The following is a 23,151-nucleotide window of genomic DNA, read 5'->3' as shown; positions in this document are numbered from 1 at the left end:
TTTGATTTTGATATAACTTTGTAAAGTAAGGGTATTTGTTGTAAATTCAAGGGGATGTCTCCTTGAATTTATTTTTATAAGAGGAAAATATCAAGGCTTTGCGGCACATTATTTATAGTGGTTTATGAGGTGATTATATATGAGTGGTTTGAAATTTATTGTAGATGGTAAAAATATAGAAATAGATAAACAGAGTGTGAAATTAAGTGAAATTGCAAAAATTGTAGAGGATAGATATCCAGGGCAGATATGTTCAGGGATAATAAACAATAGATTATATGATTTGAATCATACGTTGTATGACAATGAGACAATAGCATTTGTAGATACAACTAATGAAGATGGTAATAGAGTATATTTCAGAGGATTATCTTTAATGCTAGCAATGGCATGTAAAGAATTATTTAATAGAAAAGTATATGTAAAGCACTCGATAAGCGGTGGATTATATTGCGTATTTAAAGAAACCAGAACTTTGAAAGAAGAAGAGATAAATGCTATAAGAAATAAAATGTTAGAATATGTCAGAAAAGATTATGAAATAGAAACAATATATATGCCTACTGATGAAGCTATAGATATGTTTGAAAAATCAAAAAGGTTAGATAAAGCTAATCTTTTAAAGTATAGAAAAGAAGATGTTATAAAAGTTTATTGTTGCAATGGCTACTATGACTGCTTCTATGGAAATATGTTTCCTTCTACAGGATATATGTCGGACTTAGATGTAGAAAAGATGGCAGATGGTATGGTAATAATGGGTGCTAAAAATGGTTTAAAGGGAAATATTTCTGAATTCAAAGAAATGCAAAAGTTATCAGATGTATACAGAGAGTCTGAACAGTGGTCTAGGACTTTAGGAATAGATTCTGTTGTAGATTTAAATCGTATAATAGAAAAAAATGAATATGGAGAAATGATAAGAACGGTTGAAGCTCTTCACGAAAAGAAAATAGCTGAAATTGCTGATACAATAGTCAAAAGTGGTAGCAAGGTGATTTTAATAGCAGCGCCATCTTCGTCTGGAAAAACAAGTTTTGCACACAGGCTCAGCATTCAGTTAAAAGTTAACGGTCTTAAGCCTCTTCCGATTTCCATTGACAATTATTTTTTAAATAGGGAGTTTACACCAATTGATCAAGATGGAGAACACGATTTTGAGTCTATTGAAGCTGTTGATATAAAACAATTTAATAGAGATATAAACGATTTGATTCAAGGAAAAGAAATAAATAAAATAGAATTTGATTTTTTGACAGGAAAAAGAGTAGTTACAGATGAAAAAATATACCTAGGTAAAAATCAACCTATTATTTTAGAGGGGATTCATGGGCTTAATCCATCTTTGACAGAGTTTATAGATGATGAACTAAAATTTAAAATATATATAAGCGTAATTACGCAAATAAACTTAGATGACCATAATAGAATTCCTACTACAGATTTGAGATTAATCAGAAGAATGGTTCGTGACTATAACTTTAGAGGTTATAGTGCGGAAAAAACAATTGAAAAATGGCCTTCAGTAAGAAGAGGAGAAAATAAAAATATATTTCCGTATCAAGAGCAGGCTGACGTTATGTTTAATTCAGCTAGTGTTTTTGAGCTGTCTGTTTTAAAAACACAGGCAAAGAAAATATTAGGCGAAATAAATGAAAATAGTAACTATCAAATAGAAGCAAACAGGCTTAGAGAACTGTTGCAATATTTTTATGAAATAGAAGATTTAGGTGACATAGGACCTACATCGATAATAAGAGAGTTTATTGGAGGAAGTAGAATTTTATAAAAATAATAAAATTTAATAAAGGTAGGTGTTGAGGAGAAAGTATGCCTAGGAAAAAGACAAAAAAAGAAGTCGTACAGATTTTAGATTTGTTATCTGAAATACATCCCGATGCACACTGTGAGTTGGTACATAGCTCTCCATTTGAGCTTTTGATAGCGACAATTTTATCAGCACAATGTACTGATGTTAGGGTAAATATAGTGACAGAGGCGATGTTTAAAAAATATAATACTCCAGATGATTTTAAAAATTTATCTATAGAAGATATAGAAAATATGATAAAAACATGTGGATTATATAAAAGTAAAGCAAAAAAAATAAAAGAAACATCTATTATTTTATCTAATAAATATGAGGGCGAAGTTCCGGATTCGCTTGAAGAGTTGGTGACACTGCCAGGAGTAGGAAGAAAAACAGCAGGTGTAGTACTTAGCAACGCTTTTGGAGTACCGGCTATAGCAGTTGACACTCATGTTTTTAGAGTTAGTAATAGAATAGGTATAGTAAAAGAATCTACACCTGAAAAAACGGAGTTTGCATTGATGAAAGCTATACCAAAAGATAGATGGACAAATAGTCATCATTTGTTGATTTTTCACGGAAGAAGGATCTGCAAGGCTAGAAAACCAGACTGTGATAGTTGCAATGTAACAGACTACTGTAATTATTACAAAACAGATATTCAAAATAAAAAATAAAGGAGAAACTATGTCAGTAAATATAGTGTTGGTTGAACCAGAAATACCACATAATACAGGGAATATAATTAGAACATGCGCAAATACAGGAGCAACTTTGCATTTGATAAAACCTTTAGGGTTTTCTCTAGATGATAAGCATCTTAAAAGATGTGGCCTAGATTATTGGGATATTGCAGATATAAAGTATTATGATAGTTTTGATGAATTAAGAGAAAAAAATCCAGAAGCAAAATTTTTCTTTTCGACAACTAAAACACAGCAAAAGCACTTTGATGTTAAATATGAAGAAGGTTGCTTTTTAGTATTTGGAAAGGAAACAAAAGGTCTTCCTAAAGATTTGATTGAACAAAATTTAGAGACTTGTATCAGAATACCTATGAAAGATTTGGAGGATGCTAGATGTTTGAATCTTTCTAATGCAGTTGCTATAGTTCTTTATGAAGCGATTCGTCAAATAGGATACGAAGATTTAAAATAATATTAATAAAATTGGTTGGAGGATCTTTTATGAATGATATAAAGATAGTGTGTGATAGCCTATCCGATATTACACAAGAGTATATCGATAAATATGATATTGAATTTATGCCGATAAATATTAGCATAAATGGAAGACAATACAAAGATAGAATAGATTTAAGCGGTGAAGAATTTTACAGAATAATAAAACACGAAAAAATAGTACCAAAAACATCTCAAGTATCATATTCAGATTTTTATAATGTATTTGAGAAATATACTAAAGAAGGTAAGTCGATATTATATATTTCAGCGGCAGTAAGTGCTACGGGTACATATCAGAGTGCAAATCTTGCGAAAAATGATATAGAGGGTGGTAATATTGCTTTAGTAGATTCTAACTCTTTATGTTTTGGAATTTCTTTGCTTGTAATAAGGGCTTGTGAACTAAGAGAGCAAGGTCTATCGTTGGAAGAAATTGTAGAAGAACTTGAGAGAATAAAAGAAAAAGTATTTGTTGCGTTTTCTTGTGACGATCTTGAATACCTAAGAAAAGGTGGAAGAATTTCGAGTACGCAAGCAGTCTTAGGTACTGTACTTGGAATAAAGCCAATTTGTTTAATAAGAGGTGGATTGGTAGAAAATGTTGCAAACGCAAGAGGAAAGAAGAATGTGGCTGGAAAGCTAATTGAAGTTGCAAGAAAAAATAATGTACAGGATTTGAGTGATCAGATTGTGTATATTGGCTATTCAGATAATATAAAAGAAAAAGAAGTATTAGCAAAAAAAATTGAAGAAGAATTTAATCCAAAAGAAATAAAATATTTTATGATTGGAAGTGGAATAGGAACTCATGGAGGTCCTGGAACAACAGGGTTTATCTGTTATAAAGAATAGTAACCTATATAATAAGGAATGATACATATTTATAGATAGAAATAAAATTTTAAATTAATTATAACGCGATCGAAAGACAGATTACTTTATCTATTGTCTTTCAATCGCGTTATTTTTATTTAAATTATGAAAATAAAAATTTTAGAAACTAATTGTAATTGTTTAAGAATAAGTACGTACTAACAATTTTTAAAATTATAAACTTTTAAGAAGTTCTAATAAATAATTCCATATCTTACCGACTGAATCGATTTCAACATATTCGTTTGGTGTATGAACATCAAACATATTAGGGCCTATAGAAATTGCTTCTGCCTCCTGATCTAATTTATTAATCAAAACACCACTTTCGAGTCCGCAATGCATAGCTACTACATGTGGATATACACCGAATAATTCAGCGTATATATCTACTGATAACTTTTCAAGCTTAGATTTCACCTTATGTTCCCAAGGATCATACTCATCGGAAAACTCAATCGGAACGCCTGTTGTTCTAGCTATCGTAGAGAGAATAACCTTTATATGATCTTTCTTTGATTGAACAGAGCTTCTAGTCATACTAATGAATTCCACGTGAGTATTTGTTTCTCTGACAACAGCAAAATTAGTTGATGATTCAACAGTATTTTTTAGTGACTTAGACCATGACATTACACCATCTGGAATAAGTGTTAAGAGTTTTATTATATCTGACTTACAGTTATCAGTAAAAACCTTAAACTCAGTAGGTGCAGATCTTCTAAGTTCGATTTTTAATTTTGGATCCACCGCATAAAATTCTTTTTGAATTTTTGCAGAGGCTTTTTGTATTTGGCGAACAATTTTTTCTAATTCATCATTATTTATAGATATAATTGCTTCACAACTTCTAGGTATAGTGTTTCTTTTAGAACCGCCACTTATATTAAACAAGTCATAAGGGTAAGTAATTGAATTAAGTATTCTACCCATTATTATATTTGCGTTGCCTCTTTGTTTTTCGATATCCATTCCAGAGTGTCCGCCTAATAGACCATTAACATTTATTTCCAAAGCAACATTCTTTGTGTTAGAAGGTTTATATTCTTTTCTAAGCGTGATTGTAGAATTTACAGCACCAGCAGAACCAACTAAAATGGAATCGTCTTCCTCTGAATCTAAATTGATTACATTTGTAGATTTAAGTCCGTATAGACTCATAGCATTTACACCAATAAGGCCATTTTCTTCATTCACGGTAAAAACACATTCTAAATTAGGATGTATGATATCGTCGCTTTCTAATATTGACATCATATATGCGACTCCTATACCATTGTCAGCTCCTAATGTAGTTTTGTCAGCTTTTAAAATGTTATCTTTGACTATTAGCTTTATTGGATCTTTTTGAAAATCATGTTCAGTACTTGGATCTGATTCAGCAACCATATCCATATGAGCCTGTAACATAAGTGTTGAAGGGGTTTCAGAAGAATTAGTCGAGGATTTTTTGACTACTAAATTGTAGCTTTCATCCTGATATGCCTCTAAACCCAATTCCTTTGCAAAGTTAAAAATATAATCACTAACTTCCTTCTCGTGTCCTGAAGACCGAGGTATTTGTGATATATTTTCGAAATTCTTAAAAACAATTTCGGGAAACAATCCCTTGGTAATATTAACCATTATCTAGCACCTCCTCAAGAGATAGTAATAATTGCAGTAAAAAGCCTACTTACAACCATTATAACACGATTACTACTATTAGTATGAAAAATTTTGTTTAAATTAAATTTGTAATAGTATGGTATAATTATTAGAGATACGCAAAAAGAATGGATGGTGAATATGAACGATAAATATTATAAAGCACTCGAATTAGAAAAAATAATAGATATTTTAAAAGAAAAAGTCTCATCTGAATTGGGATTGTCTATGGTTGAAAAAATTAATCCGTTCTCCGATTTTGAACAAGTAAAGACTGCACTTCAAGAAACGACCGAAGCACAGTCTATTTTAATTAAAAGAGGTCATGTTCCTATACAGGAGTTACATGATATTATAGATAAAGTAAAAAGAGCAGATATAGGTGCTACATTAGATACAAAATCACTTATAAAAATTGCAGAGACAATGAGGGTATCAAGAATATTATCAAATTTACTAAGTGGTGAAATTAAAACAGAGACATTTGGAAATGCTGAAAATGCAAAAACTGATGAAACGCAATTGGAGTCATATCCAATAGTTCAGTCGTTAGCAAGATCATTGTATTTGCATAGAGATATTGAAGAGGCTATATTCAATGCAATAATAGGCGAGGAGGAAATTTCTGACAACGCATCTTCAGAATTGAGAAATATTAGAAGAAAAATTGTGCAGAAGAATCAATCTATAAGATCGAAATTAAACTCAATCATTTCTTCGACTACATATCAGAAATATTTACAAGAAGCAATAATTTCAATGAGAGGTGATAGATTTGTTGTTCCTGTAAAAGCAGAATATAGGTCTATGATTTCTGGTATAATACATGATCAATCATCTTCAGGAGCGACTTTATTCATTGAGCCTATGTCTATAGTAGAAATGAATAATGATTTACGCCAGCTTAGGTTAAATGAAGTAGAAGAAATAGAAAAAATTCTATCAGAATTGTCATCTAGAGTTGGAGAAGTTTGCAGGGAATTAATATCAAATCAAGAAATATTGGCAAAGTTAGACTTTATATTTGCAAAGGGAAAATTGTCTATTGATATGAAGGCTATAGAACCTAATTTGAATAGAGAACAAAAATTTAAAATAGTAAATGGTAGACATCCACTTATAGATAAAAAAAGTGTAATTGCTAATACGATATATTTAGGAGAAGATTTTTCCACGCTTTTAATAACAGGACCTAATACAGGGGGAAAAACTGTTACTATTAAAATGGTCGGTATATTTGCATTGATGACTCAATGTGGTCTTCATATTCCAGCAGATTATGGTAGTAATATGTGTGTATATGACAACATATTTGCCGATATAGGAGATGAACAGAGTATAGAGCAAAGTTTGTCTACGTTCTCATCTCACATGACAAGAATAGTTAATATACTCGATAATGTCACTGAAAATTCACTAGTAATATTTGATGAATTAGGTGCGGGAACTGACCCAGAAGAAGGATCAGCTCTAGCGATATCAATATTAGAAAATATTAGACAAGTAGGTGCATCATGTATAGCTACCACACATTATAGTGAGCTTAAAAAATATGCATTGGCTAAAAATGATGTAGAAAATGCTGCTGTTGAATTTGATATGGATACACTTTCTCCAACATACAGGCTTTTAATAGGTGTTCCAGGAAAGTCAAACGCATTTGAAATATCTAAAAAATTAGGTTTAAGTGACAATGTAATCGAGGATGCAAAAAATTATCTTACAGGTGAGAATATAGAGCTTGAAGATGTATTGCAAAATGTTGAAAAAAGCAGACTCAAGACTGAAGAAGAATTAAATAAGGCTGAAATACTAAGAAGAGAAGCAGAATTTTTAAAAGAAAAATACGATAAAATGGTTGAAAAATTTGAAGGATCAAAGTCAAAAATAATGGAAGATGCGAGGAGTGAAGCTTTTTCTATTATTAGGCAGGCAAAAGATACTACAGAAGAGATGATAAAAGAAATTAAAAAGATTGAACAAGAAAAATCATCAAAGGAAAAAGACAGAAGACTTGAAGATATAAGAAGAGAAATTGGTCAGTCTATGGGACATCTTCAACCAAGTATAGAGAGTATGGTAGTCCCTAAATTTTCTCAAAAAGAGATAAAAACACTAAAGCCAGGTCAAGATGTAAATATAATAACATTGAGACAAGACGGTGTAGTGATATCAGCAGATGACAATAAAAAGGAAGCAATAGTTCAAGTTGGTATAGTAAAAATGACTCTTCCTTATAAAGCTCTAAATATTGTAAATAAAAAAGAAAAGCAAACTGTAACAAAATCTACTAGAAAAATAATGAAATCTAAATCTGGAAAGGTAAAGAGAGAAGTAGATTTAAGGGGAATGAATTTAGAAGATGCCATGATGGAAGTTGAGAAGTATTTAGATGATGCTAGCATGGCAGGTCATGAAGAAATAACAGTTATTCATGGAGTAGGAACAGGAGTTTTGAAAAAGGGAATAAATGAATTGCTAAAGAAAAATCCGCACGTTAAATCGGCTAGACCAGGAGAGTATGGAGAAGGCGGTGCAGGTGTTACGATTGTAAAAGTAAAATAGAGGATTATTATGAAAGAGAGCGTAATAGTATCAGCATGTTTGATAGGAATAAATTGCAAGTATAATGGCGAAAATAACCATGATGAAAATACAATGAAATATTTAGATAAGTATAATATCATACCAGTATGCCCAGAACAATTTGGGGGTTTGAGTACGCCTAGAATACCATCAGAAATAGAGTATGGATTTGAAGGAAAAGATATATTAGACAGTAGAGCTAAAGTATATGACAAAAATGGAAAATGCGTGAGCAAAGAATTTATTTTAGGGGCAGAAAAAACATTAAAAATTGCTCTAGAGAACGATGTGAAATTAGCTATACTAAAGGAATCAAGTCCCTCTTGTGGGTCTAAGCAAATATATAATGGAAAATTTGAAAACACAAAAAAGATGGGAATGGGAGTTACATCTGCACTTCTTAAAAAGTACGATATATGTGTAATAAGTGAATCTGATATTTAAAAATGAAATTTTAAGGATTATGTGGGTGATATTGCTATGAAAAAAGCTATGATTATAATAAATCCTACAGCTGGAATGAATCAAGGGGAGCTGTTTATAAATAAAATAGATAAAAAGTTTAAAAAGCATTTTGATGTTGTAGACATAAGAATAACAAAAAAGGAAAAAGATGCTATAAAGTTTTCTCAAGAAGCGGCAAAAGAAAAGTATGAGTGTGTATTTGCTGCAGGAGGAGATGGGACTGTAAATGAAATTATTTCTGGAATAGCAGAGCAAAATTATAGGCCGAAATTCGGGATAATACCCTTGGGAACTGTAAATGCATTAGCTCGTTTAATAGGCATATCAATGGATATAGATGTTTCTATTGAAAATATTGATTTTGAAAAAACGAGGCAAATAGATATCGGCAAAGCAAATGATAAATACTTTGGGAACATATTCAGTATGGGAAGTATATCAAAAGCTATACATGAAGTTGATACAGATAAGAAGGCAAAATTTGGACCACTAGCATACCTTACAATGACTTTAAAAAGAGTACTAAATGATGATGTACACAGAATAAAGGTAGAGACAGAAAATGGCGACTATATTGGGAATGCAAGTCACGTTATAGTTCTTCTTTCTGACTATTTTGGAGATATAAAATTAGTCGGTGGAAATGATAACGGAGGTTATGCCAATATTATGATTTTAGTCGATTCAAAATTAATATCAAAAATCAACTTGATTCCTTATATAATTAAGGGGAGTGTAGAAGAAAGTGACAAGGTAATTAGAATAAGAGCAAAAAATATAAAAATAACTTCTGAAGAAAAAAACATCGAAACGGATTTAGATGGAGACAGGGGAGACTATTTACCAGTTGAAATAGAAATATTACCAAATCATTTAAAAATTTATTGCTAATATTAAAAAATATTATTGAAAAATAGTTTTTTTTGATATACTATTATGTATTGGAAAGAAATAAATATTTTGAAAGTATATAAGTAAGTATTTAAATAAATAATATAACGTATTATAGGAGGAGTAAATAATGACAGATTTTAAAGATGTCATATCGGAAAGCTTGAAAAAAGAAATAGAAGATATGACTGTAGAAGACATAAAATCCCTGATAGAAGTTCCGCCAAATAAAGAAATGGGAGACTATGCATTCCCTTGCTTTAAGTTGGCTAAAATATTCAGAAAGTCTCCAAATTTGATCGCCGAAGAAATGGCGCAAAAAATAGAGACAACAGATAGTATAACTAAAGTTATAAATCTTGGTGGATATGTAAACTTTTTTGTAAACAAGGATGAATTAGCAAAAAAAGTTATTAGACAAGTTTTATCTGAAAAGGAACACTATGGTAAAAGTGATACAGGTAAGGGAAAAAATGTAATTGTAGAATTTTCTTCTCCAAATATTGCAAAGCCATTTCATATTGGACATATAAGAACAACTGTAATAGGAAATGCATTATATAAGATATATGAATCTCAAGGTTATAACACTATCAGAATAAATCACCTAGGAGATTATGGAACGCAGTTTGGAAAGCTAATAGTAGCATACAAACTTTGGGGGGATAGAGAAGTAATTGAAAAAAATCCTATCCAAGAACTATTAAAGCTGTACGTTAGATTCCATGAGGAAGCTGAAGAAAAACCAGAAATGGAAGATGAAGCAAGAGAGTGGTTTTCTAAATTAGAAAATGAAGATGAAGAAGCGAAAGAACTTTGGCAGTGGTTTAGAGATGAAAGCTTAAAAGAATTCCAGAGAGTATATGATTTATTAGATATAGAATTTGATTCTCTTGCTGGAGAAAGTTTTTACTCAGATAAAATGCCTGCAGTAATAGAAGAATTAAAAGAAAAGGGACTGCTTCAGGAATCCAAGGGAGCTATGATTGTAGACTTAGAAGATGAAAATCTTCCACCTGCATTAATACAGAAAAAAGATGGATCTACACTGTATATTACTAGAGATATTACAGCGGGAATATACAGAAAGAAAACATATGATTTTTATAAATGTATATATGTAGTCGGTTCACAGCAAATTCTTCACTTTGATCAGTACTTTGCTGTAATAAAGAAGATGGGTTATCCTTGGTATAAAGATTTAATTCATGTTCCATTTGGAATGGTTGCGCTTGAAGAAGGTACACTGTCTACTAGAAGAGGACGAGTTGTATTTTTAGAAGACGTATTGAATCAGGCTGCAGAAAAAACAAAAGAAATAATTTTAGAAAAAAATCCTAATGCAGGAGATTTAGATGAAATATCAAAAGATGTAGGAGTTGGAGCAGTAGTATTCCAAGAACTATCAAATAGTAGAATAAAAGATTACACTTTCTCTTGGGATAGAACTCTTAGCTTTGAAGGAGAAACTGGACCATATGTTCAGTACACTCATGCAAGATGTTGTGCAGTAGAAAGAAAAGCAAACGAAGAAATCACATCTGATATTGATTACACACTTTTATCAGATGAAGATGCATCAGATGTTTTGAAGGTAATTGAGACATTTAATAAGAGCATATTGCTTGCTATGTCAAAAAATGAGCCACATATAGTTACTAGATTTGTGCTAGATTTAGCTCAAGCATTCAACAAGTTCTATCATAATAGTCCAATTCTAGTAGATGATCCAGAACTTAGAAAAGCAAGACTGGCGTTAGTAGAAGCCACAAGACAAACTTTAGAAAATGGACTTAAGCTACTTGGAATGAAAGCTCCAAAACAGATGTAATAAATTAATAATATTAGCGTTGGAGGTAAATATTGCCATCAACGCTTTATTATTTTTATATAATAAAAATTATAAATTGGGTGTGAATCTTTAAATTGAAACATTTAAGGGTATTATAACGTTTGATAGAATTATAATGTGAAAGGCGATATATAATAAATGAGTCTTACTAAAATTCAGGATAAAGATGGAGAAATAATAAAAAAAGCATATAAAAGTGCATTTATGGGCGTTTCTAATAATATTTCATACTTAATAAACATTTGTACGAAAATTTTATTTAAAGAAAATGAAAGCAGAAAAGTCACGATAGATTCAGATAGAATGTACGATGAATTCGTATACTTAAAGTACTATAGCAATAGCGAATATATATATTTACTTAATTTTTTTCTGCCACTTATTTTGTCAAATAGAAGTTTTGATAGTTATTCAGGTGTTTTTGTGGATTTAGTGGAAAAAATTTGTAGATTTTACAAAAGCGAAGATAAAAAATGTGGATATATTTTAGATATATTTTGTTATGATATTTTGATTAGAAATCTTCTTGTAAATAAAGATTCAAAATTAGAAGATATTATGGTTGATATAAAAAATGAAATAGTTAAGTATAATCCAACGATAAATGAAAAAATAACATATTTAGAGTTTCAAAAATTGAAGATAAAATATATATCAGAGATCCATGAAATAATTAAAAAATATGAAAAAGAAGAGTCAAGTGAACAAGCAGAAGATTATTCTAGTGTAACGATATTTAGAATTATAGAAAGTATTTACGAAAATAATATAACTGCGATACATGATGATGGAGAAAAATCTGTATTCAATACAATACTTACTCTAAGAGGTGAGGACGTAAAAGGAAGTACTTATAGTGACGATTTTGTACAAGCAATGTCTGAATATCTAAATAAAATAAGGTATGGTCAAATATCTACGAATAAATACATTGGAAAATCAAGTCCAAGAATATTTTTAAATATGAATATTGGAGATAAAATAAAAGATCCAATATTAAATAATATTGAGATAATATCAAAAGAAAAACAAGGTGATAAGTTCATTATAAAAATTTCTACTAAAACGGGATTTTACGACTTTAGATATTCTGTACGAAATTAAAATATTTTGTTTTTAGGTAAAAAATATATAAAATAAATATAAAGTATGCTAAAAATAAAATAAGGGTTATAATTATATATGACTGAATAAAAAAGAGTGAAACTATAGGAAGATAGAGTTATTTTTCGAGGGAGGAAAGTATGAATAATATAGATAAATATTTACTAGATAAGGCTGAAGAGCTTGTATTCATTACTATAAATGAGACTGGTGAGTTAAATCTACCAGGATTTATAGTTCCAAAAGAAGGGATAAAAGTACCTGTAAAAAGCGAGGTATTAGTAAAGTCGATAAAAGATAAAAAAGCACAAGAAGAATTGAACACTATATCAATTGTAGATGCTATGATATTTATTCAAGGGATAGATAATAATTTTGTGTACAATGATGAATATGATAGATTTATAGAGGCTTTTTCTAAAAAAGCAGACTTCGATCCACAACAATATTCTGCATATATGTCTAATAAAAAATATACAGAAGGTGAAATAACGGATTCATTAGTTTATATAAGATCGTTTTTAAGAAAAAATTCTGATGATGTAATGGGTCTATATCAATATGCAATTATATGTCAAGAATTAAGCCTAAATTATCAAAAAGACGAAGATATGAAGGCGATGAACGACTTCTTGCTAGAGGCCTTACACAGCCTAGAAAAAATTATAGAAATTGAAGATGATTTTGCACTTGCTTATTATCAATTAGGATTCCACTATTCAAATCAAAAACAATTTGTAAAGTCTAAACTGATATGGGATAGAGCTATTGAATTGGGATTAGACGAGGACTTAGCTGCAGAAGTACAAGAAAATCTAGAAAGAATGGATTATAAAGTTAAATATGAAGAAGGATACAATTTAGTTTTCCAAGGTAAGGCAAAAGAAGGTTTAGAAAAACTACTGCCTCTTGAATCAAATCATCCAGATTGGTGGAATCTTTTATTTATAATAAGTCTAGGATACAAATCACTGGGAGAAGTAGGTGAGGCAAAAAAATATTTAGAAAAGATATTGATATTTAAGCCAACACAAGTAGATACTCTAGTAGAAATGGCACTTCTTGTAGCAGAAGAAGGAAATTTGGGTAGTGCTATTGACTACTTATCCAGAGCTGCAAAGCTTAGAAAAGATAATCCAGAAATACTTTGTAATTTAGGAATGGCGTATCTTCATAATGGAGATTATGATGATGCTAAATATTATATAGAAAGAGCATATGAGCTTGATCCGACTGATGAAATAACATTAGCATGTATGAGACAATTATAAAATAATTAAAAAAAATCAAAAAACTTATTGACAGAAAATTCTTTATGCAATATAATTATCATTAAATAAAAAAACAAGCCGATGATAAAGAGAGTAGCGCAAATGGATTTTCAGCGAGTTGAAGAGTGGTGTGAGTTCAACATTGAAGTTTGATGTGAAGAGAGCTTTTGAGGTTGCTATAGGAAATAATAGTATTATAGCAGGTTTCCCGCCTTAAGGGTTTGAGTGGGTAGAGTCTTTCTATCAATAAGAGTGGTAACGCGGAATTTCGTCTCTTGGATTTTAATCCAAGAGGCTTTTTTTATATAAAAAATTCCAGTACCTAATTATATTTTCATCAATTACAAATTATAGAGTAATGAAGAATTTTATAATTATATTGAATCCTAAATTCCGGAATATTGGATCTAATACTCTTTTTTGATATAAATAACTACCAACAGGAGTGGTAACGCGGTGAATTCGTCTCTTGGATATTAAATCCAGGAGGCTTTTTTTATACAAAAATTTATTACCACTATCTAAAAACAAATAAAAATATTCAAGTGAATTTTAAAAAAAAGAAAACAAAAAATAATAGTATGGAATAATTTAGGAGGTCAAAAATGAAAAGTTTAATAAAAAAAATAATGTCTATAGCACTAATTCTTACAGTTACAGCTACTCTAGCAGCTTGTGGAAACAGTAAAGATACATCAAACGCAGGGGAATCAATGCTCGCAAAGATTAAAGAAAAAGATACTTTGGTAGTTGGAACAGCACCAGGATACCCACCTTACGAATTTGTAGTATCAAAAGATGGAAAGAGTGAAGTAGTAGGGGCAGACATTGATTTAGCAGAAAATATTGCAAAAGATTTAGGCGTAAAATTAGAAATAAAAGCACTTGATTTCGATGCATTAATACCAGCTTTGGAGGCAGAAAAAATAGATGTAATAATAGCAGGTATGACTCCAACTGAAGATCGTAAAAAATCTGTAGACTTCTCAGATGTATATAAGGATGCAACTAATTCTGTTCTTGTTAGAAGCGATTACAATAAAAATTTAAAAACATCAGATGACTTAAAAAATATTAAAGTAGGAGTTCAGAGGGGTACAATTCAAGAAACTTTTATGATTGAAACTTTGAAGTCAGATAAAGTTAAATCATTGGTATCTGTTCCTGATCTTGTAGCAGATCTTAAAAATGGAAATATTGATGCAGTAGTTCTTAGTACAGAAGTTGCATTGATAAATGAAAAAAGCTATGAAGGTATAAAAGTTGATAAAAAAATAGATTTAAAAGATTTTAAAGATGGTGAAGGATCAGCAGTAGCTATTAAAAAGGGTGAAAATAAAGATTTCATCGAATCTCTTAACAAAACTATAAAAGATCTAAAAGACAGCGGTGAGTACGATAAGATAATGGAAAAAAATATAGACTTAGCAAGTAAAAATAAAAACTAAGTTATAAAGGTACTCTAAGTTATAAAGATAGCTAAGTTATAAATAAAACGCAAGTTATAAAAAATATAAAAGTAAAAATTTAAACGAAAATATATGTAAATCAAAGGAGAAATAAAAATGACAAAAATAGTATTAGCGTATTCAGGTGGTCTAGACACTTCAGTAATAATTCCATGGTTGAAAGAAAATTATAAAGATAGCGAAGTAATAGCAGTATGCGGTGACGTTGGTCAAGGAAAAGAAGTGGATGATGTATACGAAAAAGCTATAAAAAGTGGAGCAAGCAAGTGTTATGTTGTGGATTTGAAAAAAGAATTTGTAGAAGATTTTGTATGGCCACTAATTAAATCATCTGCAGTGTACGAAGGTAAATATCTTTTAGGAACTTCTATAGCAAGACCTTTAATATCAAAAGCTCTAGTAGAGGTTGCCGAAAAAGAAAATGCAGATTATATTTGTCATGGAGCAACTGGAAAAGGAAATGATCAGGTTAGATTTGAGCTTACAATAAAAGCTCTTAGCCCTGATACAAAAATTATAGCACCATGGAGAGTGTGGAATATAAAATCACGTGAAGATGCGATTGACTATGCTGTTGAACACGGCATAGAAGTTCCAGTAACGAAGAAGAGACCATATAGTATGGACAAGAACCTATTTCATTTAAGTCATGAAGGGGGAGATCTCGAAAATCCTGAAAATGAGCCAATAGAGGATTTATGTTTAGTATGTACAAGGCCAGAAGATGCTCCTGATGTAGCAGAATATGTGACTATATCATTTGAAAAAGGAATACCTGTAGCAATAAATGGTGAAAAGATGGAAGCTCTTGAATTAATGGAAAAAGCAAATGAAATAGCTGCGAAAAATGGAGTTGGAATTTTAGATATGGTAGAAAATAGACTTGTAGGTATTAAGTCGAGAGGCGTATATGAAACTCCAGGTGGAACGCTTCTTATGGAAGCTCACAAGTGCCTAGAAAGTTTGACTCTAGACAGTGATACTACTTCGTACAAATCACAAATAGCAATTAAATACTCTGAACTGGTTTACAATGGTCTATGGTATACACCTTTGAAAGATGCTTTGGATGCATTTATTGATGTAACTCAAGAAACTTGCACAGGTGAAGTTAAGATGAAACTGTACAAAGGAAACTGTACATGTGTTGGAATGAATTCTCCATACTCACTATATAGCGAAGAGTTAGCAACATTTGGAGAAGATGATATATACGATCAAAAAGATGCGGAAGGTTTTATTAATTTATTTGGACTTTCTTTAAAAGTAAATGCGAAGATGAAAAAGAAAAATAATTTATAATACGATTAGGAGGAATTAAATGCAAAAGTTATGGGGAGGAAGGTTTAAAGATAGCACAAGCGAGATAATGGATGAGTTTAATGCCTCTATACGTTATGATTGGAAGCTATATAAATATGATATAAAAGGAAGTATAGCACACGCAAGAATGCTTGGAAAAACTGGAATAATAAGCGAAGATGAGTCTAAAATAATAATTTCTGCTCTAGAGGAGATTGAGAGTGAAATAGATAAGGGAAATATTGAATTTTCTGTAAAACATGAAGATATTCATATGAATATAGAAAATATACTAACCAATAAAATAGGTGATCTTGGTAAAAAACTACATACTGCTAGAAGTAGAAATGACCAAGTTGCACTAGATGTCAGAATGTACTCTAGAGATAAAGTGGAAGAAATTCAAGGGCTTTTACTGGATTGGATTAAAGCACTAGTAGAGGTAGCAAAAGAAAACATATATACAGTAATTCCAGGATATACACATTTGCAAATAGGACAACCTATTTCTCTTGCACACCTTATAATGGCACATGCAGAAATGGCAAAGAGAGACTATCAAAGATTGTCCTCTTGGATGGAAATTCATAATACGATGCCTCTGGGAAGTGGAGCTTTAGCAGGAACTACATTTCCAATAGATAGATATATGACATCGAACGAACTAGGGTTCGATGGACCTTGTGCAAATTCAATGGATGGTGTAAGCGACAGGGACTATATAATAGATTTACTATCAGCAGCTAGCACAGGAATGATGCATCTTAGTAGATTGTGTGAGGAAATTATAATTTGGTCTACACAAGAGTTTCATTTTGTAGAATTAGATGATGCATATAGCACAGGTAGTTCGATGATGCCACAAAAGAAAAATCCAGATGCTGCAGAATTAATAAGGGGAAAAGTGGGTAGAGTGTATGGTGATTTGAATAATATATTGACTGTAATGAAGGGATTACCACTTGCCTATAACAAAGATATGCAGGAAGACAAAGAATGCTTATTTGATGGAGTAGAAACATGGGAAAAGTGTATAAAAATTATGATTCCAATGTTAAAAACTATGAAAGTTTGCAAGGATACAATGCTTGCAGATGCAAAAAAAGGTTTTAGCAATGCGACTGACTTGGCGGATTATTTGACTAAAAAGGGAGTAGCATTCAGAGACTCACATAAAATTACAGGAGAGATAGTTCTGGATTGTATAGATAAGAATATATCGCTTGATGAATTACCTATAGAGGAATATAAGAAATATAGTGATCTTGTTGAAGAAGATATATATGATACAATAGATGTATTTAACTGCATGGAAAACAGAATATCTATGGGGGCGACTAGTTCTAAACAGGTGAAAGTTAACATAGAGTCAATTGAATCCTTCATAAAATTGAAACAATATAGATAAGGTGAAATTTACTAGACATGGTGCAAAAATATAATAAAGTTAAAAGTAAATATAAGTTAGCCAACATAAAATACCAAATATAAAATACCAAACAAAAAAGTGCTGAAAAAGTTAAATATACTTATCCAGCACTTTTTTGTTTGTAACAGTATAGGAAACTATATTATCAGTAAAAAAACATTTAATATTTAGTTTAGATATTATTACAAAAAAACTTTTTTGCCTAATAAAAGAAAATAAAAAAGAATAAATAAATGAGATAAGAAAAAACAATAATAAAAATGGTAATTAAAATTATATAAAAATGAAAATTTATATCAAATATATTGACATAAAAATTTTAACTTGTTATAATGAAAAAAGATAATTACTGATAATAAAATTCAGTACTTATTAATACTTGAAAGGATTGGTATGTTTTATGACAAGTGAAAAATTTGAGAGTATTCTCGCGTATTTTTGCTCGCCTGCATTGCTAAACAAAAAAGTTTCAAATCTAGTATCAGTTTCTAAAAAAGATATACCAGAAATAGAAAAAAATATTACCCACTATAATAAATTGCTAGAAAAATATTCAATTACTATTGAATCTATATGCGAATGCGGTGAGAGAAATTTGTTACTTGTTTACAAACAAACTCTACTTCAAAAACACCTTAAAGATGAAAACGTACTCAGTGTGCTGGAACGTTGTGGCTACAAAAAGTCACGTAGTCTGGACTATTATGTAAACGTTTTGAAGATGAGAATGAAAAATTCGAAATTTCCACATGAAATAGGTGTTTTTTTAGGCTATCCTATCCAAGATGTAGAAGAGTTCATTAATAAAAAGGGACAAGACTATAAATATTGTGGATATTGGAAGGTTTATAGCGATATAGAAGAGGCAAAATCCTTGTTTGATTTATATGATAAAATGAGAGTTTTTATGATGGATAAGTTAAACAGTGGAGAGTGTTTGGAAAATATACTAAGTCAAAATCAAAAAGAAGTAATTATTGCATAGGGAGGATTAGAGTAATGAAGTCAGTAGGAGTTTTTTATTGGAGTGGAAGTGGAAACACAGAAAAGATGGCAGAAGCTATTGGAGAAGGATTAAAAAAAGCTGGTGTTGAATTTGATTTGTGTAACATCACAAATGGAGCAGGAGATGTTAATGGATATGAGAAATTAATGTTTGGTTGCCCTTCAATGGGAATGGAAGTTCTTGAAGAAGCAGAATTTGAACCGTTCTTTGAAGAAGCTGAAAAGTCAATATCTGGTAAGAAAGTAGCTCTATTCGGTTCTTATGGATGGGGAGACGGTGAATGGATGAGAAACTGGCAGGATAGAGTATCTGATCAAGGTGCTGATTTATTCAACGGAGAAGGTTTAGTAGTAAACGAAACTCCTGATGATGATGCTGTAGAAGAGTGTATAGGATTTGGAGAATCCTTTGCAAAATTCTAAGTAGAAATAAAAAATATAAACAAAAAGAAATGATAATATAAAAAAGATGTTGTATTTTAAATAGTTCTGTGATGACTAGGAGTTTGGTTTATATAGAACTATTATGAATCAACATCTTTTTATTTTTTAATAAAGACTAAAAAGTAGTATATTATAATAGGTAAATTAAACCATATAAAAATTTAATCATACGAAAAGAGACTAGGTGAAATTTTATATTTTACCTAGTCTTTTAATTCTATTAAATATTACGATTATAATATCTCTGTGGTTTCACCATCATCAACATATTCCAAAATATCACCTGGTTGGCAATCAAGGGCCTTGCATATATCATTTAGAGTTGAAAATCTTATTGCCTTTGCTTTACCAGTTTTTAGAACAGATAAATTAGAATTAGTGATTGAAATTTCATTGGCTAAATCCTTTAAAGAGATTCCCTTCTTCAACATCATCATATCTAAATTTACTTTAATTGACATAAATTCACCTCTATATTGTAAGATCTGACTCATCTTTTATACTAATTGATTTTTTAAAAAATTGAGCTACATAAGAAAATATAAGTGAAAGAGTGAAGTAAGTTATTGAAATTACTGTAGGTGAAATCTTAAGATATCCAATATCTATAAGATCAAATCCATTTGTAAGTCTATCACCCATATAAGAATCTACAAACAGCTGAATAAATGCAACGATTAAAAAGGCAATAGAAATTTTATGGAAATATTTTATAAGTGTATTATCAAAAGGGTTGTACCTAATTGTAAAAAGGATTCTTTTAAAGTAAAAAAATATAATAATATATGTTAATGCATAAGTAAGTTGTGTTGCATACAAAAAAGCAGGTTGTTCTAAAGGTGTATTTAGAAATACATGAGAAATAATTTGCCAACTTTTTTGTAGAAAAGAGATGATAAAGAAAATAGAAAAAACAATTAACATGAAATTTAAAAATGAACAAAATGAATCTCTAACATCGTAGATTCTTTCGATTGTAGAAATAGAATTTTCTTTTTTATTAAACATAATGTGACCTCCGTAATTTTTTATATTGTAACATCCATAATTTTTTATATTGTAACATCCATAATTTTTATGGATTAATTTTATAAGTAAAAGATAGATACTAACGCATCTTTTATAAAAGTAAAAATAATTTAAATAAATAACTAGAGTTTTAATATAAATATATTTAGTTTGGTAGCAATCAATTTGGTATTAAAAGTCCTATATTGTAAGATCTGATTCATTTTTTATACTAATTGATTCTTTAAAAAATTGTGCTAGGTATGAAAAAATTATTACTAATGAAAAATACATAACAGACGTTACAGTAAAATTGAGATCTAGAATGTTTAAAAATATTTTTTCACTATTTCTAAAAACAACGCTGAAAATATAAACTTCTGTAGAAGCTAAAATCATAAAACAAAGCGAAATTATACTGAAGTATTTTACAATTTTTTTATTGAAAGGATTATTTTTTAGTAAATAAAATAATCTTATAAAGCAGAAAAAAATTATTGAGCAGGTTGTTAGAAAAACTGCTTCAGTAAAATGAGGGTGAATATATTTTTTTAATGTAGTAGGGCTACCAATATGAGGGAAAAAACTTTCAATATGATAGATTGACGTAAATATAAATACCATGATACATAGAATTAAAACTAAGCTTAAAAATGAATTAACAATACTCATTAAATTGAATTCACTTCTTTTGAGACTGACTTTTCTTTTTAACATAGATATTACCTCCATAGCAATTTGATAAAGATTTGTTTAATCTAATTATAGAAACAAAATTATTGTTTGTCAATATAAAATTATCGTTTATCGATAATTTTATATTTTTACCATATTTTACTCTATTGACTTATTTAGGCAAATTAAATATAATATTAGTAAGAAGATGACGATTAATGTTCGTCATATAGCGAACTATATTATAATTTAACAATGGTATTATATTAAAATGGAGGATGTATTTATGGGATTTAAGTCAGATATTGAAATAGCACAGGAAGCAACACCACAAGATATAAGAGAAATTGCAAAGAAAATTAATCTTTCAGAAGAGTCTATTGAATTGTACGGAAAGTATAAGGCTAAGATTGATTACAACATACTGAATACAACAAAGAGCAAGGGTGGAAAATTGATACTAACTACTGCTATAAATCCTACTCCTGCTGGAGAAGGAAAGACAACTACATCTATTGGAGTTGCAGACGCACTTTCTAAGCTTGGCAAAAATTCAATTGCGGCACTTAGAGAGCCTTCAATGGGACCTGTATTTGGAGTAAAAGGAGGAGCTGCTGGTGGAGGATATGCGCAGGTAGTTCCAATGGAAGATATTAACCTTCATTTTACAGGAGATATGCATGCAATAGGAGCTGCTAATAACTTGCTAGCAGCTATGTTAGATAACCATATATACCAAGGAAATTCTCTAAACATTAATCCAAAAAGAGTTACTTGGAGAAGATGTGTAGATATGAACGATAGACAACTTAGAAATATAGTTGATGGTATGGGTAAGAAGGTAGATGGAGTTACAAGAGAAGATGGATTTGATATTACAGTTGCATCTGAAGTAATGGCTGCTTTTTGTCTTTCAAATAATATTGCAGAATTAAAAGAAAATTTAGGTAATATAGTAGTTGCATATACTTATGATTCTAAACCAGTAACAGCTAGGGATTTAAAGGCTGATGGAGCGATGTCAGCTATATTAAAAGATGCCCTAAAGCCAAACCTTGTACAGACTTTGGAAGGAACACCAGCAATTATTCATGGTGGACCTTTTGCCAATATAGCTCATGGATGTAACTCAATAATAGCTACAAAGATGGCTATGCACATGGGTGATTATGTTGTGACAGAAGCAGGATTTGGAGCTGATTTAGGAGCAGAAAAATTCTTGGATATAAAGTGTAGAAGAGCGGGTATTAGACCTGATGCAGTAATCATAGTAGCTACAGTTAGAGCATTAAAATACAATGGTGGTGTAGCTAAAGCAGACTTAAATAATGAAAATTTAGAAGCTCTAGAAAATGGTCTTCCAAACCTTTTAAAACATATAGAAAATATAACAGGAGTCTATAAACTACCTGCAGTAGTCGCTATTAATAAATTCCCTACAGACACTGAAGCTGAATTAAAATTAGTAGAAGAAAAGTGTAATGAGTTAGGTGTAAATGTTGCCCTTTCAGAAGTATGGGAAAAAGGTGGAGAAGGTGGAATTGACCTTGCCAACGAAGTCTTAAAATTAATAGAAAAAGGCGAAAACAACTTCGAGTATTGCTATGAAGAAAATCTTAGCATTAAAGAAAAATTAAACTCTGTTGCAACTAGAATATACGGTGCTGACGGAGTGGACTATACTAAAGAAGCAGACAAGCAAATAAAGGAATTAGAAGATCTTGGATTTGGAAATCTTCCAGTATGTGTTGCAAAGACACAGTATTCTTTATCGGATGATCAAGCGCTATTAGGAAGACCAACAGGATTTAGAATAAATGTAAGAGAAGTAAATGTATCAGCTGGTGCAGGCTTTATAGTTGTACTTACAGGAGCTATAATGAAGATGCCAGGATTACCAAAAGCTCCAGCAGCAGAAAAAATCGATACAGATGAAAATGGAGTAATATCAGGACTATTCTAAATTGAATAATATTTTGATAAAGAACTATTTTTAAAAGTGACTTACTCTATTTTTAACAAGTTTATAATGTTACAATATGCAAATAAATACTTGTAAAATTTTAAAATAAGTGAGATATAGAATAAAATAGTGATAAAAAACAAATAAGAAAAGTGTTATATATGCTTTTCTTA

At 30.3% G+C, this 23,151-nt stretch carries 20 protein-coding genes and 1 other annotated feature; of the genes, 16 read left to right on the top strand and 4 right to left on the bottom strand.

Annotated features, from left to right (window positions below; translation table 11 throughout):
• Nucleotides 1–139: 139 nt before the first annotated feature.
• Genes C0982_RS01320 through C0982_RS01305 form a run of 4 tightly spaced genes read left to right on the top strand, consistent with a single transcriptional unit; the run spans nucleotide 140 to nucleotide 3,846 of the window.
• On the top strand, nucleotides 140–1,789 hold the full coding sequence (locus C0982_RS01320) for a nucleoside kinase (protein WP_101772448.1): 1,650 nt from the start codon (nucleotides 140–142) through the stop codon (nucleotides 1,787–1,789).
• Nucleotides 1,790–1,830: 41 nt separating this feature from the next.
• Entirely contained in the window at nucleotides 1,831–2,487 is a 657-nt protein-coding gene (gene nth, locus C0982_RS01315) for an endonuclease III (RefSeq protein ID WP_101772447.1), read from the top strand.
• Between the two features lie 10 nt (nucleotides 2,488–2,497).
• Nucleotides 2,498–2,968 (top strand): tRNA (uridine(34)/cytosine(34)/5-carboxymethylaminomethyluridine(34)-2'-O)-methyltransferase TrmL, encoded by a 471-nt coding sequence (gene trmL, locus C0982_RS01310; RefSeq protein ID WP_101772446.1) that lies wholly within the window; start codon nucleotides 2,498–2,500, stop codon nucleotides 2,966–2,968.
• 29 nt (nucleotides 2,969–2,997) lie between these two features.
• Nucleotides 2,998–3,846: a DegV family protein gene (locus tag C0982_RS01305; RefSeq protein WP_101772445.1), complete on the top strand. Its 849-nt coding sequence runs from the start codon at nucleotides 2,998–3,000 to the stop codon at nucleotides 3,844–3,846.
• A gap of 195 nt (nucleotides 3,847–4,041) precedes the next feature.
• Here C0982_RS01305 and pepD read toward each other — a convergent pair whose 3' ends face one another.
• The gene (gene pepD, locus C0982_RS01300) at nucleotides 4,042–5,493 is read right to left on the bottom strand and encodes a beta-Ala-His dipeptidase (RefSeq protein ID WP_101772444.1); all 1,452 of its coding nucleotides are present in this window, start codon (nucleotides 5,491–5,493) and stop codon (nucleotides 4,042–4,044) included.
• A 162-nt stretch (nucleotides 5,494–5,655) separates the two neighbouring features.
• Here pepD and C0982_RS01295 point away from each other — a divergent pair, with 162 nt between their 5' ends.
• The 11 genes from C0982_RS01295 to C0982_RS01245 all read left to right on the top strand — a co-directional run bounded on the left by C0982_RS01295 (nucleotide 5,656) and on the right by C0982_RS01245 (nucleotide 19,311).
• Nucleotides 5,656–8,079 carry an endonuclease MutS2 gene (locus C0982_RS01295; RefSeq protein ID WP_101772443.1) on the top strand — a complete coding sequence of 808 codons (2,424 nt, stop codon included), beginning with the start codon at nucleotides 5,656–5,658 and terminating at the stop codon, nucleotides 8,077–8,079.
• A 9-nt stretch (nucleotides 8,080–8,088) separates the two neighbouring features.
• Nucleotides 8,089–8,544 (top strand): DUF523 domain-containing protein, encoded by a 456-nt coding sequence (locus C0982_RS01290; RefSeq protein WP_101772442.1) that lies wholly within the window; start codon nucleotides 8,089–8,091, stop codon nucleotides 8,542–8,544.
• Between the two features lie 36 nt (nucleotides 8,545–8,580).
• Nucleotides 8,581–9,456 carry a diacylglycerol/lipid kinase family protein gene (locus C0982_RS01285; protein WP_101772441.1) on the top strand — a complete coding sequence of 292 codons (876 nt, stop codon included), beginning with the start codon at nucleotides 8,581–8,583 and terminating at the stop codon, nucleotides 9,454–9,456.
• Between the two features lie 130 nt (nucleotides 9,457–9,586).
• Nucleotides 9,587–11,287, top strand: a complete 1,701-nt coding sequence (argS, locus tag C0982_RS01280) for an arginine--tRNA ligase (RefSeq protein ID WP_101772440.1) — start codon at nucleotides 9,587–9,589, stop codon at nucleotides 11,285–11,287.
• A 159-nt stretch (nucleotides 11,288–11,446) separates the two neighbouring features.
• A complete protein-coding gene (locus C0982_RS01275; RefSeq protein WP_101772439.1) occupies nucleotides 11,447–12,412 on the top strand; it encodes a hypothetical protein in 966 nt (321 codons plus the stop codon).
• Nucleotides 12,413–12,552: 140 nt separating this feature from the next.
• A complete protein-coding gene (locus tag C0982_RS01270; protein ID WP_101772438.1) occupies nucleotides 12,553–13,683 on the top strand; it encodes a tetratricopeptide repeat protein in 1,131 nt (376 codons plus the stop codon).
• A 72-nt stretch (nucleotides 13,684–13,755) separates the two neighbouring features.
• Nucleotides 13,756–13,962, top strand: a binding site (T-box leader).
• A 326-nt stretch (nucleotides 13,963–14,288) separates the two neighbouring features.
• Entirely contained in the window at nucleotides 14,289–15,131 is an 843-nt protein-coding gene (locus C0982_RS01265; protein ID WP_101772437.1) for a transporter substrate-binding domain-containing protein, read from the top strand.
• Nucleotides 15,132–15,248: 117 nt separating this feature from the next.
• Nucleotides 15,249–16,454: an argininosuccinate synthase gene (locus C0982_RS01260; RefSeq protein ID WP_101772436.1), complete on the top strand. Its 1,206-nt coding sequence runs from the start codon at nucleotides 15,249–15,251 to the stop codon at nucleotides 16,452–16,454.
• A 19-nt stretch (nucleotides 16,455–16,473) separates the two neighbouring features.
• On the top strand, nucleotides 16,474–17,862 hold the full coding sequence (gene argH / locus C0982_RS01255; RefSeq protein WP_101772435.1) for an argininosuccinate lyase: 1,389 nt from the start codon (nucleotides 16,474–16,476) through the stop codon (nucleotides 17,860–17,862).
• A 421-nt stretch (nucleotides 17,863–18,283) separates the two neighbouring features.
• Complete coding sequence (locus C0982_RS01250; protein ID WP_101772434.1) at nucleotides 18,284–18,868, top strand: DUF3793 family protein; 585 nt, start codon at nucleotides 18,284–18,286, stop codon at nucleotides 18,866–18,868.
• A gap of 14 nt (nucleotides 18,869–18,882) precedes the next feature.
• Complete coding sequence (locus C0982_RS01245) at nucleotides 18,883–19,311, top strand: flavodoxin (RefSeq protein ID WP_101772433.1); 429 nt, start codon at nucleotides 18,883–18,885, stop codon at nucleotides 19,309–19,311.
• A gap of 254 nt (nucleotides 19,312–19,565) precedes the next feature.
• Here C0982_RS01245 and C0982_RS01240 read toward each other — a convergent pair whose 3' ends face one another.
• The 3 genes from C0982_RS01240 to C0982_RS01230 form a co-directional block, all read right to left on the bottom strand.
• Nucleotides 19,566–19,793 carry a helix-turn-helix domain-containing protein gene (locus tag C0982_RS01240; protein WP_101772432.1) on the bottom strand — a complete coding sequence of 76 codons (228 nt, stop codon included), beginning with the start codon at nucleotides 19,791–19,793 and terminating at the stop codon, nucleotides 19,566–19,568.
• A 10-nt stretch (nucleotides 19,794–19,803) separates the two neighbouring features.
• Nucleotides 19,804–20,340, bottom strand: coding sequence for a hypothetical protein (locus C0982_RS01235; protein ID WP_101772431.1), 537 nt, complete (start codon nucleotides 20,338–20,340; stop codon nucleotides 19,804–19,806).
• A 201-nt stretch (nucleotides 20,341–20,541) separates the two neighbouring features.
• Nucleotides 20,542–21,057, bottom strand: coding sequence for a DUF2975 domain-containing protein (locus C0982_RS01230; RefSeq protein ID WP_180946837.1), 516 nt, complete (start codon nucleotides 21,055–21,057; stop codon nucleotides 20,542–20,544).
• A gap of 244 nt (nucleotides 21,058–21,301) precedes the next feature.
• On the opposite strand from C0982_RS01230, the gene C0982_RS01225 reads away from it, so the two are divergent.
• Nucleotides 21,302–22,978, top strand: a complete 1,677-nt coding sequence (locus C0982_RS01225) for a formate--tetrahydrofolate ligase (protein WP_101772429.1) — start codon at nucleotides 21,302–21,304, stop codon at nucleotides 22,976–22,978.
• The last annotated feature ends 173 nt before the right edge of the window (nucleotides 22,979–23,151 follow it).

Origin of the sequence: Peptostreptococcus faecalis (genome assembly GCF_900240845.1) — a bacterium.
In the GTDB taxonomy this organism is placed as follows: Bacteria; Bacillota; Clostridia; order Peptostreptococcales; family Peptostreptococcaceae; genus Peptostreptococcus; species Peptostreptococcus faecalis.
This window is presented reverse-complemented; position numbering and strand designations above follow the sequence as displayed.

Coding starts and splice junctions, on each gene's coding strand:
- C0982_RS01290 (WP_101772442.1), top strand. CDS start 8,089: ATGAAAGAGAGCGTAATAGTATCAGCATGTTTGATAGGAATAAATTGC.
- nth (WP_101772447.1), top strand. CDS start 1,831: ATGCCTAGGAAAAAGACAAAAAAAGAAGTCGTACAGATTTTAGATTTG.
- pepD (WP_101772444.1), bottom strand. CDS start 5,493: ATGGTTAATATTACCAAGGGATTGTTTCCCGAAATTGTTTTTAAGAAT.
- C0982_RS01235 (WP_101772431.1), bottom strand. CDS start 20,340: ATGTTTAATAAAAAAGAAAATTCTATTTCTACAATCGAAAGAATCTAC.
- C0982_RS01245 (WP_101772433.1), top strand. CDS start 18,883: ATGAAGTCAGTAGGAGTTTTTTATTGGAGTGGAAGTGGAAACACAGAA.
- C0982_RS01230 (WP_180946837.1), bottom strand. CDS start 21,057: ATGTTAAAAAGAAAAGTCAGTCTCAAAAGAAGTGAATTCAATTTAATG.
- C0982_RS01305 (WP_101772445.1), top strand. CDS start 2,998: ATGAATGATATAAAGATAGTGTGTGATAGCCTATCCGATATTACACAA.
- argS (WP_101772440.1), top strand. CDS start 9,587: ATGACAGATTTTAAAGATGTCATATCGGAAAGCTTGAAAAAAGAAATA.
- C0982_RS01240 (WP_101772432.1), bottom strand. CDS start 19,793: ATGTCAATTAAAGTAAATTTAGATATGATGATGTTGAAGAAGGGAATC.
- C0982_RS01260 (WP_101772436.1), top strand. CDS start 15,249: ATGACAAAAATAGTATTAGCGTATTCAGGTGGTCTAGACACTTCAGTA.
- C0982_RS01320 (WP_101772448.1), top strand. CDS start 140: ATGAGTGGTTTGAAATTTATTGTAGATGGTAAAAATATAGAAATAGAT.
- C0982_RS01265 (WP_101772437.1), top strand. CDS start 14,289: ATGAAAAGTTTAATAAAAAAAATAATGTCTATAGCACTAATTCTTACA.
- C0982_RS01285 (WP_101772441.1), top strand. CDS start 8,581: ATGAAAAAAGCTATGATTATAATAAATCCTACAGCTGGAATGAATCAA.
- C0982_RS01295 (WP_101772443.1), top strand. CDS start 5,656: ATGAACGATAAATATTATAAAGCACTCGAATTAGAAAAAATAATAGAT.
- C0982_RS01225 (WP_101772429.1), top strand. CDS start 21,302: ATGGGATTTAAGTCAGATATTGAAATAGCACAGGAAGCAACACCACAA.
- C0982_RS01270 (WP_101772438.1), top strand. CDS start 12,553: ATGAATAATATAGATAAATATTTACTAGATAAGGCTGAAGAGCTTGTA.
- trmL (WP_101772446.1), top strand. CDS start 2,498: ATGTCAGTAAATATAGTGTTGGTTGAACCAGAAATACCACATAATACA.
- C0982_RS01250 (WP_101772434.1), top strand. CDS start 18,284: ATGACAAGTGAAAAATTTGAGAGTATTCTCGCGTATTTTTGCTCGCCT.
- C0982_RS01275 (WP_101772439.1), top strand. CDS start 11,447: ATGAGTCTTACTAAAATTCAGGATAAAGATGGAGAAATAATAAAAAAA.
- argH (WP_101772435.1), top strand. CDS start 16,474: ATGCAAAAGTTATGGGGAGGAAGGTTTAAAGATAGCACAAGCGAGATA.